General features: G+C 44.8%; 10 protein-coding genes. 1 reads left to right on the top strand and 9 read right to left on the bottom strand.

Annotated features, from left to right (window positions below):
* Position 1: 1 nt before the first annotated feature.
* The 9 genes from K2Q13_RS09240 to K2Q13_RS09200 form a co-directional block, all read right to left on the bottom strand.
* The gene (locus K2Q13_RS09240; RefSeq protein WP_292920774.1) at positions 2-1,264 is read right to left on the bottom strand and encodes a hypothetical protein; all 1,263 of its coding nucleotides are present in this window, start codon (positions 1,262-1,264) and stop codon (positions 2-4) included.
* Positions 1,265-1,377: 113 nt separating this feature from the next.
* Positions 1,378-2,142: a 16S rRNA (adenine(1518)-N(6)/adenine(1519)-N(6))-dimethyltransferase RsmA gene (gene rsmA / locus K2Q13_RS09235; RefSeq protein WP_292920773.1), complete on the bottom strand. Its 765-nt coding sequence runs from the start codon at positions 2,140-2,142 to the stop codon at positions 1,378-1,380.
* The gene (pdxA, locus tag K2Q13_RS09230) at positions 2,132-3,142 is read right to left on the bottom strand and encodes a 4-hydroxythreonine-4-phosphate dehydrogenase PdxA (RefSeq protein WP_292920772.1); all 1,011 of its coding nucleotides are present in this window, start codon (positions 3,140-3,142) and stop codon (positions 2,132-2,134) included. The genes rsmA and pdxA overlap by 11 nt, the downstream gene beginning before the upstream one ends.
* Entirely contained in the window at positions 3,139-4,461 is a 1,323-nt protein-coding gene (locus K2Q13_RS09225; protein WP_292920771.1) for a peptidylprolyl isomerase, read from the bottom strand. The genes pdxA and K2Q13_RS09225 overlap by 4 nt, the downstream gene beginning before the upstream one ends.
* A gap of 42 nt (positions 4,462-4,503) precedes the next feature.
* The gene (locus K2Q13_RS09220) at positions 4,504-6,720 is read right to left on the bottom strand and encodes an LPS-assembly protein LptD (protein ID WP_292920770.1); all 2,217 of its coding nucleotides are present in this window, start codon (positions 6,718-6,720) and stop codon (positions 4,504-4,506) included.
* 578 nt (positions 6,721-7,298) lie between these two features.
* Positions 7,299-8,762 (bottom strand): 4-hydroxy-3-polyprenylbenzoate decarboxylase, encoded by a 1,464-nt coding sequence (gene ubiD / locus K2Q13_RS09215; RefSeq protein WP_292920769.1) that lies wholly within the window; start codon positions 8,760-8,762, stop codon positions 7,299-7,301.
* Positions 8,763-8,771: 9 nt separating this feature from the next.
* Positions 8,772-9,641 (bottom strand): 4-hydroxybenzoate octaprenyltransferase, encoded by an 870-nt coding sequence (gene ubiA / locus K2Q13_RS09210; protein WP_292920768.1) that lies wholly within the window; start codon positions 9,639-9,641, stop codon positions 8,772-8,774.
* Positions 9,638-10,180 carry a chorismate lyase gene (locus tag K2Q13_RS09205; RefSeq protein ID WP_292920767.1) on the bottom strand — a complete coding sequence of 181 codons (543 nt, stop codon included), beginning with the start codon at positions 10,178-10,180 and terminating at the stop codon, positions 9,638-9,640. The genes ubiA and K2Q13_RS09205 overlap by 4 nt, the downstream gene beginning before the upstream one ends.
* Positions 10,181-10,458: 278 nt before the next feature.
* Positions 10,459-11,199, bottom strand: a complete 741-nt coding sequence (locus K2Q13_RS09200) for a pteridine reductase (protein WP_292920766.1) — start codon at positions 11,197-11,199, stop codon at positions 10,459-10,461.
* A gap of 69 nt (positions 11,200-11,268) precedes the next feature.
* Between K2Q13_RS09200 and K2Q13_RS09195 the strand changes: the two genes are divergently transcribed.
* The gene (locus K2Q13_RS09195) at positions 11,269-12,456 is read left to right on the top strand and encodes an SAM-dependent methyltransferase (protein WP_292920765.1); all 1,188 of its coding nucleotides are present in this window, start codon (positions 11,269-11,271) and stop codon (positions 12,454-12,456) included.
* Positions 12,457-12,514 lie beyond the last annotated feature (58 nt).

Genomic DNA, 12,514 nt, shown 5'->3' with positions numbered 1-12,514 from the left:
ATCAGTACTTCCTGATCCTAATATTTACAGGTGCACGGTTCTGAATTGGTGAGCGAATTCGATTTAGCCCCAATACTGTAATGCGCTGTGCGGCGTTGAAACTGGGAGCGCCGTCTTTATCCCGAAAAATAGATGATACTTTATATTCCAGGCTGTTTGAATCTGGGTCAAAACGGATATTGTGTAACCAGATTCCGGCACGCTGCACTCGCTGATGTTCACACTCATGCGAAAGATCCCAGCCAGTCAGCAATGGCACGGCATAGTCAAAAGGTAAATCGTTGATACGGAATGTGTGGGTGCGAACAACACCGTCGACATTTTTGCGGCAAGTATCAGTGGTTTTTCCTGCGCGAGGATTCAACGCCAGAAAATCTGCGCGCAACTTGACGCTACTGCCGCGAATCATTGCAGCGCGTGTTTTCACTCGGTACGTGCGCGTGCCATTGTCCTTAAATACAGTTTGTGCGGCCCAGTGCAGGCTACCATCTAAACTGGGCGATGCGCTGGATTGAGAGAGATTGTAGGCCACTTGCAGCAAGCGATAATCCGCACGATCTCCCCACTTGCAGGGTGGAAACCGCCATTCACATTCAAACGTATCATCGAACTGAAAATCAAATCCCCTTGGAATGATCGTAATCTCGGCATTACCTTTTAGCATGCCTCTGCTTCCAGCATTCTCCAGCGTAGCAAGTGCACCCTGATTTTTATGCTGCAATGTTGAAACTTCAATCCCGTTGTAATCACCTTCAATCACGGCATCAAAATGAACTGAGCGATAGCCAAAACCAGTATAAAACACACAAAATTCATAAGCATCTTTACGATTCTGATCATCCAGCTTACCTTGCGCTTCAAATACTAAAAAAGTAGAACCTTCATTCTTTACCACCTTGCTGTGTGTGATGTCTGCACGCATCGAATTGATTTCTCGGTCGCCATGCAGAAATCGCAGATCCCAGCCATTCAATATCACTGTGCCGCTATCCACGTAACTAGGTAGTTCGAGCCATTGAAGCACAGTGGCTGTCTCTTCACCACTGCTGCGCTGAGCGCATTTGCTTCCCTCAATCAGGATGAATTTCCCTTCATCCTCAAAAACCGTTTTTCCCTCTGATTTGAAGGTCAATTGTTCAAAAGATGTCGGAATCTGTACTTTATCCGTTGCATTGACCACCTTTTGTTCTTTGGATTTACTGGCACAGGCAGAAAGCGAGAACAGTATAAATAGCGCAAGCAAAAAATACCCATAGCGAATCATGCATTCCCTCCAGAAATTAGTGGCGTCATGCCACAAACAGATACTTGCTCAATTCACTTTGTAAAAGTCTGTTGTCGCTAGAATAGCAAAATAATTCTAGCGGCTGGAATAAATCAGGTTAAAAAATTGGCGATCGCAACAAACTTCTCCACAGGTAAATTTTCAGCGCGTAACCCAGAATCAATATCCAGCGTGCAAAAATCCTCCGCAATTAGATATTGCTGCAGTGCATTACGCAGGGTTTTACGGCGTTTCGAAAATGCAGCCAACACAACTTGTGAGAATAATGTTTCATCAACAGCCGCCAACGACGACGCTGGCCGAGGAGTCATACGCACAATAGCCGATTCAACCTTCGGCTGCGGACGAAAAGATTCCGCTGGCACGTCGAATACATATTCCATGTCGAATCGGTACTGCAACATCACGGAAAGTCGTCCATAATCGGATGTCCCCGGCACGCCCACCATGCGTTCCACCACTTCCTTCTGCAACATGAAGTGCATATCCAAAATTTGACCAGAAAATTGACTCAGGTGAAACAATAACGGCGTGGAAATGTTGTAAGGCAAATTGCCGATGATGCGTAGTTGGCTGCCAAAAATAGAAAAATCAAACTTCAATGCATCAGCTGCATGAACAGTCAGTTTTTCATGCGAGAATTCATTGTTCAGCCTGTCCACAATGTCACGGTCGATTTCTACCACATCCAAATGATCAATCACTTGCAATAGAGGCCGTGTCAACGCCCCCAAACCTGGTCCTATTTCAATGATACGATCATCTTTTTGCGGATAAAATTCAGTGATAATTTTTGATATAATATACTGATCAGAAAGAAAGTTCTGACCAAAACGCTTGCGAGGATTATGTCGCATGATCACAAAAAACTACCTGGTTATTGGCCAGTTGTGCTGCCATGTCAATGGCTGTCAATAGACTTCCAGCATTTGCCTTTCCCGTTGCAGCCAGTTCCAGAGCGGTGCCATGATCAACGGAGGTTCGAATAATCGGCAATCCTAATGTAATGTTTACACCACCGCCAAAACTGGCATGCTTTAAAACAGGCAAGCCCTGATCGTGGTACATCGTAAAAATACAATCATATTGCCTAAGTTGTGCGGGGCTGAATAACGTATCCGCGGGAATAGGGCCGGTTAATTGCATACCTTCAACCCGTAGTTTATTCAAAACGGGAATAATGATATCAATTTCTTCGCGTCCCAGATGACCAGATTCACCCGCGTGCGGATTGAGTCCCGCGACTGCGATGTGTGGCTTCTCGAGCATGAAGCGGGAAATTAAATCATGCTGAATAATGCGCAATTTACTTTCAATGCTATTTGTTGTAATCGCCTTTGCCACGTCTTTGAGCGGCAAATGAGTTGTCGCCAGCGTGACCCGCATATCCCCGCCCACCAGCATCATAACAACCGGGCTATGCATCAATTCCGACAAGTATTCCGTATGACCAGTAAAAGGAAAACCGGCATCATTAATCACTCCCTTATGCACCGGCGCAGTCACCATGCCGTTAATTTGTCCTGATTTACAGGCCTCAACAGCCCGATCCAACGTAGTCAAAACATATTGTGCGTTCGCTGGGTTGAGCCTCCCTGCTATTACCGGTTCCGCAACTGGAATATGAAAAATCTGCAAACTTCCTGCGGTGTGTTGAATCGGAGAAATCGTAGAAACATCAACCAAATTTAAGGGAAGTCTAAGTTGTTTTGCACGTTCCAGTAATACATCGCCATCCGCAATCACTACCAGCTTGCATGACAATGGGTGTTGTGCAAGCTGCACACATAAATCAGGACCGATTCCTGCCGGCTCTCCTGCAGTCAACGCTAATGTCGGAATCAATTTATGATTCATAATTCATGATCCAGACGATATTCTACATAGGCTTGATCACGCAATTGCTGTAGCCAATCCTGAATAACCACGTCAGCCTTGCGAGTCCGTATTGCTTGGCGTGCCGATTGTCTGTGTCGGTCAAGACTGATATCCTGCGTACGACGTTCCATAACTTGAATTAAATGCCAGCCAAATTGAGATCTTACCGGATCGCTGATTTCACCCGGTAAAAGCGCATTCATCACGCGCTCGAAATCCGGTACGGTATCACCAGGCGAGAGCCAACCAAGATCGCCACCGGATGATGCGCTGGCATCCTCGGAATAGAGCCTGGCAACTTCTTCAAAACTCTCTCCTCTACCTAATCGCTCTTTAAGCGCGAGAATCTTCAGCTTCCCATCACTTTCAGAAATCAATTCATTAATTTTTATTAATATATGGCGTGCATGCGTTTGGTCTATAATGACTGTCGGCGTTTCTTGAGTACGCCTGCCCAGTAATTTGAAGATATGAAAACCATTTGGGCTTTGCACGATAGATGTCATATCACCTGGTTGCAGCGTTTCTAGCATTTGAGCAAAATCCGGCCCCATTTGAGAAATTGGGCGCCATTCTATGATTCCACCATTCTTTGCATCCGCTGCATCAGAAAATTCTGCAACTACCTGAGGAAATTCGACACCTTCTCTCAGTTTTGTCAATGCCATCTCAGCACGTTCTGCTCTTTGCTGGATCTGATCTGAGTTCATATTTTCCGGCACCAGGACTAAAATATGCCCGAGTCGATATTCATCATCACCCTCCGCTGATGCTTTCTGCGTCTGCAGAAAATTATCCACCTCTCCTTCTGTAACATTGACCTGATGGTTAACTTCTCGCTCTTTAAGTCGCGCTATAATCATTTCTTCCCGGATTTCTTCGCGAAACTTGTTATAGCTGATACCATCATTCTCCAGCACAGTATGAAATTCAGGTAAAGTCAGTTGGTTATCTACGGCAATGCGGTTAATAGTTTCATCCAATTCAGTTTCAGCGACCGATAAACCGACTTCCTGGGCATGTTGAATCTGTATGCGTTTTGTAATAATGGACTCCAGCACCTGCTCTTCTAAAGTATGTTGATCCGGCATTTGCATTCCTTGTTGCTGCATCCGGCCGATAGCTGTTTTTATTGCTTCATCAAGCTCATGTCGAGTAATGGCGTCTTCATTTACAACAGCAACGATATGATTAATCGGTTTAGCTACCGGAGCAAACGCCAATTCTTGTGCGGTAATTTGGGCTGGCAAGAAAACAAACAGTATCAGAAGTATCCAAAAATCTTTTCTTTGAAGCATAGAATGATGATACGTGATGAATGCGATATGCAAAACCAATAATTAGTGAACGCTGGTGTATCCAGGAATTGTCTGTTGTAACACTTGCAGCGGATTGTTACCAAGTCCCATCAATCCTTTAAGCTCCAGCTGCAGAAAGAATGCTGTAGTTGTTGTTTGTGTTGCCGTCGTCAGTCGTTGCAATACAACCCTTAAAGCCCAGCAGCAAGAACTGTATTCAAGTCCCGCCAAACCCGCCAAAATTTTATCGTCGTTTAACGAGTAATTGACCCGTGAAACACCACGCCAACCTCCATAAATCGGCCACTGTACCGACGTATCAACCTGTTCAATCGACGTATCGACTTGTTCACGTACATCACGTGTAAAACGATAACCAAAATTCAATACTTTCCCAGGCTCCGGTTGATAGCTAACACCGCTGCGGACCTTTTCAACGATTCCTCCGGATTGATCTATCTGAATATTAGAATCTGTACTGATATCCTGTGTTAAGCGGCCTGATATTGCAGCAATAAAATCTGATTTTCCACTGGTCACCTGCGGCGGCAATAACTGAATTCTGGGATCAGTGAAGTTCACCATCTGACCGACAGCCAGCCGCAAAAATTCAACGCCTGTCTCTTTATCAACAAAACGTGATGTAAGTGCTGCTACAGCGCGGTTAGCATCGTTAATACGATCGCCACCGCTGAATCTATTTTCAGTCAATATCTGCGCAAAACTGAAGTCATTGATTGCCGAATCAAAATTCGGCAAATAATCTTGATTGCGGTACGGTGCATAAACATAGAATAAACGCGGCTCAAGCGTTTGAATCATATTCCTGTCGCCAAAATTGAATTGACGATCAAATGCAATCCCACTATCCAAACTCACAATAGGAACCATGCGATCCACGTTTTCACCTTTGGTATCCACTGGCGCGGCTAGATTGTAATGCGTGTAATGCAGGCCAAACTTGGGCGTGATATAGCCATATTCATTACGTAGTGGCGCGCTGACACTAGGATAAAAAATGGAACGATTTCCGTCGACAAGGGTTGGGTGATAAAAATTCGTCCAGCTACTTTGCAGTTCAAAATCCAGTTTTCCAACATTATATTTAGCCGCATTCACAGCAAAATGCGGTAGCCTCTCATAAGGCGACACAATTAACGCAAAGGGATCCTGAATGGTCTGAAACCGTTGCGCAAATCCGGTGAAATTCAGAACACCATCTGTTCCCAATCTACCGTTATAGTTAACCCCGCCCTGTTGTGACAAGTTAACCAAACTGGTCTGCGCCAAATTGGGTGTCAGCTCACGAAAATAACGATCATCCGAAACCGCGTTGTAATTCATAAAACCCTGCCAGCCTTTTCCAAGATTCTGCGTGTGTGTAAATAAAACACCCCAGCGGGTTCGATTTCTGTCGATGTCCTGCGGCAAAATATCAAACAACAAATGCCCATTCAGATTGTTATTGCCGATATACCGAAATTCATTACTTAACAGAAAACCACGCTCAGTCATAATTCGTGGTGTTACTGTGGCATCAATATTCGGCGCAATATTCAGATAAACTGGCAAACCTACATCAAAGCCGGTTCTGACGTTATAGCCCGCAACAGGCGCCAGTAAGCCGGTTTTACGTTTACCGCTATAGGAAAAATCTAACCAGGGTGAATACAAAATTGGCACATCTTTAAATACCACACTGACATGTCGTGCAGTGCCGACCTCTTTCTTGTTATCAATCCTTAGTTCTTTGGCGCGCAGATACCAATCATGGTTCCCTTCCGGGCAAGCAGTATAATTGGTATCTTTAATCCGGTAATTATCTTTACCTTCGAACAACAAAATATCACCTGCACCACGCCCCTTACCTTCTTTCATTGAATAACGGGGTTCGGTTAAATGACCCACTTCGGTCTGCAGATTAATTTCAAGTTGTTGGCCTTGCAGGATATCAGTAGGTCGTTCCAAGCGCACATTACCTTCAACTTCAGCATCTTCCGTTTGCTGATAATATTTCATTCGGTCTGCAGTGAGAACATTATCACCGTGATGCAATTCTGCATTTCCAGTCGCTTCAATTTCCTGCTTGTAATAGCCAGTAATTTTGTCAGCTTCAATCAATACCGGTTTTTTCTGCGGCTTTATGATCGTTTTTTGTTCGCTTTCTAATTTGACGATGGATAATTCATTACTCCAACACGTCAGCGGCAAACTAAGCAAGATCAGAAAAAGTATGCTTCGAATAATTCGTCTCATCATTCTGCTGTTAGTTTAGGAAATCCTGGTGGAGTTGATTCAATTGCTCGTTTTTCCTTTTGTCTTGATTCATGCACCAGAATCATCTCAATATTTAGCAAAAATGGTTATTTGAATTACTAGGCATTGTACTATTTCTTTTAACAGGTAATCCATCAAAAAACAGAATAATAATTCAGCGAGATAGTCAAATCGCAATTATGATTCATGAAACCCAAAATAAACCACCCCCGTCTTTCACAATATAACCTGCAAATAATTCGGTTTCAGCAATTCTTTCAAATAGGCTATGTAACAATTAACTGTTGATTTTTACAGTACTCTGATGACAAATGATTTTTTAATTACCATGAAACGACATGACCAATTGTTTACAAAAAAATCATGTGATTCTATAAGCCATTTTCAATAATCAGTTGTGACATAGCCTTCAAATACAATAGCAAAAATGGCACAAAAATTGTCAACGCAACTATTATCTACAGTTGCAACCAATATCTTTTATGTGCATTTCAGGCAATCGCCAGAAATACATGCTCACGGCCAATGACAGAATGATTTGTCAATTTTTTCACAGCGAGTCAAATTCCCAGTTCTTGCCATATCTTATCAACTCGCTTCTTGGTCGCAACATCCATCACAATCGGCGTACCCCACTCCCGGTTTGTCTCGCCAGGAAATTTATTCGTCGCATCCAACCCCATCTTACCGCCTAACCCCGAGATCGGGCTGGCAAAATCCAAATAATCGATCGGGGTATTTTCAACCAGCAAAGTATCGCGCACAGGATCAACCCGAGTGGTAATCGCCCATATCACTTCTTTCCAATCACGCACGTTAATATCTTCGTCGGTGACAATAATGAATTTGGTATACATAAACTGACGCAAAAAGCTCCAGATACCAAACATCACGCGCTTGCTATGCCCTGCATATTGCTTTTTCATACTGACTACCGCCATGCGATATGAGCATCCTTCAGGCGGCAGGTAAAAATCGGTGATTTCCGGGAATTGTTTTTGCAATAACGGCACGAATACCTCATTCAATGCCACACCAAGAATCGCGGGTTCATCAGGTGGTTTTCCGGTATATGTGGAGTGATATATCGGATTGCGCCGCATCGTGATGCGATCGATAGTGAATACCGGAAAAGTTTCCTGTTCGTTATAGTAACCGGTATGATCACCGTAAGGGCCTTCCAAAGCGATCTCGCCGGGATGAATCGCGCCTTCCAGTACAATTTCTGCAGTAGCCGGCACCTGCAAAGTATTGCCGACACATTTGATCACTTCGGTTTTAGCACCGCGCAATAATCCAGCGAATTGATATTCGCTTAAGGTATCCGGCACAGGCGTTACTGCACCTAAAATGGTCGCAGGATCGGCGCCCAAAGCTACGGCTAAGGGATAGGGCTTATCCGGATACAGCATGCTGAATTCACGATAATCCAGGGCGCCTCCCCGGTGCGCCAGCCAGCGCATAATGACTTTGTTGCGACCAATGATCTGCTGGCGGTAAATGCCTAGATTCTGTCGTGTTTTGTTCGGCCCTCGGGTCACCGTCAGGCCCCAGGTAATGAGCGGCGCGACATCGCCCGGCCAACAAGTTTGAATCGGTATTCGACTCAGATCGACGTCATTCCCCTCCCACACAATTTCCTGACACGGTGCGCTACTCAATTCTTTTGGCGCCATATTCAGCACTTGCCTAAGTACCGGCAATTTATCCCAAGCGTCTTTCAAACCTTTTGGCGGATCAGGTTCTTTTAAGTAAGCTAGTAACTTGCCCACTTCGCGCAACGCCTCGACTGATTCTTGCCCCATGCCGAGCGCAACCCGCTTTGGTGTACCGAATAAATTGCCCAGCACCGGCATGCTATGTCCTTTAGGATGTTCAAAGAGGATTGCCGGACCTTGCGCTTTCAGGATACGATCGCAGATTTCCGTCATTTCCAGCACGGGATCAATTTCAGTTTGAATACGTTTCAGTTCGCCCATCACTTCCAGCTGCGCCAGAAAATCGCGCAAGTCTTTATATTGCATAAAAAATCCTCAATGCTGAAAAATCAAGAAGTCGAGTGCGATTCCGGAAAACACAACTATGCCGACCCAGTTATTGTGCAAGAATGCTTTAAAACACAATGCTCGTTCGCGGCTACGAATCAACGTGTATTGATAGGCAATCAACCCCGCTGCAACCAGTAATCCAGCATAATATGCCAGGTTCATCTGTTGCCACTGACCGATCACAACCATAATTGCAATAAAACAGACATGGCACCCCATCACTCCCAGCACATCAAACTGACCAAAAGTAATCGCCGAAGTCTTGATTCCTATTCTCAAATCATCCGGTTTATCGACCATCGCGTACGCCGTGTCATAGGCAATTACCCAAAATAGATTGGCCAGCATCAAGATTCCGGCAAGCGGAGGCAGGCTATCCGTTTGCGCCGCAAAAGCCATTGGAATACCAAAGCTGAATGCGATTCCTAAAAAAGCCTGCGGCATTGCAAAAAAACGTTTAGTAAATGGATACGATCCGGCCAAAAAAAGCGCCGGCACAGACAGCAGGATGGTTAGTTGATTCAAAGGCAAAATCAGTATGAGCGCGCATAAGCTTAGTCCTGCCGCCAGCACCAAAGCTTCTTTTGAATTGACGCGGCCTGTCGCCATCGGGCGATTCTTGGTGCGTTCGACATGCGGGTCAATTTCACGATCAGCAAAATCATTGATAACACAACCCGCCGAGCGCATCAGCACAGCACCCAGAACAAAAACAAACAAAATATACCAATCGGGTAACCCTCTTGCTGCAAACCATAGCCCCCAAAGCATCGGCCACAACAACAGCAAAATTCCAATCGGTTTGTCGAGTCGCATCAATTGTGCGTAAGTTATAATTCGATCAGCAATATTCACAATGGCAAATCCAAAATAGCTGGCAAAAACACCTCCGTTACTAAAATCGACTGACCGTGTAACGTAAACAACGAGCGTCTTGCCCATAGATTATGGGGTTTTTCTGGCAAACGAGCGCAAGCTCGATCATACAAAAAATGACTGCGGCTTATTTTTTTAAATTCCAGCGGTGTGCGTTTGATTTTAGGATTGGTAAATAACACTGTCCCTAAAGATTTATTACCCAAACCACTCAATCCTCGCCATGCACCACGCAGGTCTTTATGCGCCACCACCGAATGCGCAAACACCACTGGCGTGTTACCACAATAGAGATACACTTCTCGCACCATAGCCCATTCACTGGCACGCAATCCCATCACTCTCTGCTCCCCCCCATAAATCCTGCCGAGTGACTGAAAAACACGCTTGACACAAAACTTCACGCAACGATCCTGGATACGACGCGTCAAAGATCCACTATCCTGCAACCAAACGCGGTAATGATATGGAATAGATGTCAATGCAGCACGCCATGCCAGTGGATGGGCTTTATTCATTGTGGCAAGACAAATAATTGGGATAATTGCATGATGAGTAATTTTGCACTACTACTGGAATCAGGCAAAGCCGCTCTAAGAATTGTTGGTACGGGATTATACAATAGTCTCAATGCCAGTATGATATAACCCATGAAAACCTTTGGGACGAGTCAGCTCATCTGAACTAACGCTAAAAAGAGTTAGAGTTATTAACAACCGATTTGGGAAATACAATTATTAAGCGCTGTGATAAAAAATTTTGATTTTGTCGGCTAAACTTACAGGCATTTCATGAACTATAGATAGATACTGCGTCCGCCATCCACTGCAATAATTTGCCCGGTAATATAAGGTGCATCAGCAATTAAAAATTGTACGGTTTTGGCAACATCATCCGGCTCACCACAGCGTTTGAGCAAGGTGCTGGCAATTATCTGTTGGCGCTCTGCTTCATCCGCCCATTCACCATCTTGCGGCCATAAAATCGGCCCTGGAGAAACCCCATTAACTCGCACCTCGGGGGCCATTTCCACCGCCAGCGACTTGGTCAGCGCTAATAACCCACCTTTGGCAGCATTATAAATCACATAATTCTTCAACGGTCGCTCGGTATGGATATCCACAATGTTCACAACACAACCCCGCCGCTCTTTTAAGTATGGCGCTACTGCTTGGGTCAAGAAAAGAGGCGCCTGAAGATTACTGCCGACAAGATCATTCCAATCTTCCAATGTGCATTGAGAGAGTAGGGTTGGAAAAAAGCTTGAAGCATTGTTAATCAGCACATCCAATTGTCCAAAACGATTAACTGCTTTTTTTACCAATTCGGAGAATATTGCAATATCCAGCAAATTGGCCTGCACCAAAGCTACTGAATCAGTGCGCTCTTGATTCAATTCATCGTGCAATAGCTTGGCTTCTTCGAATGATGACCGATAATGTACAATCAATCTTGCGCCCTGTGCATGTAACCTGCGGCAAATGGCAGCGCCTACCCGCTTCGCCCCTCCGGTAACCAAAATCACTTTCTCCCGCACACACGCCTCCCTCAAAGTACTGCTAAACTATTTGCTTTTGCAATTTACCACAAAGAAATTTTCTTGCTTATGTCTTTACATACCGCTTTTCCATCTCCCAATGAAATCGCACTGGCTCACAGTCACTCAGTATTGTCATTGATCAAAGAACAGATTCTTGCTTCAGGCAGTTGGATTTCCTTCGAACGATTTATGAATCTGGCGCTGTATGCACCTGGTATGGGCTACTACAGCAGTGGTGCGACTAAATTAGGCAGTGCCGGAGATTTTGTCACCGCACCAGAAATTTCTTCGCTATTTGGTCGCACACTAGCACTACAGTTATTGCAAATTTCTCAACATCTTAAACATGCTGAAATTCTTGAGTTCGGCGCAGGATCAGGCAAGCTAGCACTCGATATATTAATTGAACTGGAAAAAGCCGCTGAGTTACCGGAAAAATATTTGATTCTGGAAGTAAGCGCTGAGCTGCGCCAGCGACAACAAATGCTTCTTGCTAGCAAGATACCTCACCTCATGCATCGTGTGGAATGGCTGGAGCAGTTACCCGATCAATTTAATGGCGTTATACTTGCCAACGAAGTACTGGATGCAATGCCGGTGCATTTGGTCGCTTGGCATGATGGTGTCATATTCGAACGTGGCGTGGTCTGGCAAAACAATCAACTCGCCTGGCAAGATCGCCCCTTACAGAATACTGACCTTCATGCAATTTCCAGTCAAATAGCGCCACAAATTAACCCAGACAGCCATTCAGACTTTGAATATGTCAGCGAATTTAATCTTGCCGCCACCGGGTTTATGCGCAGCTTAGCAAAATGCCTTCACCAAGGCGTTATTCTATTGATCGACTATGGATTCGGACGTAACGAATACTATCACCCACAGCGCAACCAAGGCACATTAATGTGTCATTATCGCCACCGCGCCCATAACGATCCATTTTATCTCCCCGGCCTGCAAGATATCACCAGTCACGTTGATTTTAGTGCAATCACACATGCAGCGGTTGATAGTGGCCTGACACTTCTGGGTTACACGACCCAAGCTTCTTTTCTGATCAATTCTGGCATTACCAAAATTCTTGCACAAACATCCGCCGAAGATACTATTCGCTACCTGCCACAATCCAATCAATTGCAGAAACTGGTCAACCCTGCCGAAATGGGCGAATTATTCAAGGTCATCTCTTTTGGAAAAGAATTTACAGAACCGCTGATCGGGTTTAATACCAGAGATATGAGCCGCTTGTTATGAAAATCCGATAAAGAACGGCTGATGATTGCTCTTATACTGACGTCCTATTACAAGAGAA

Source organism: Nitrosomonas sp., assembly GCF_019752095.1.
Classification (GTDB): domain Bacteria; phylum Pseudomonadota; class Gammaproteobacteria; order Burkholderiales; family Nitrosomonadaceae; genus Nitrosomonas.
The sequence above is the reverse complement of the archived record's forward strand: the minus strand, read 5'-3'. Positions and strand labels throughout refer to the sequence as shown.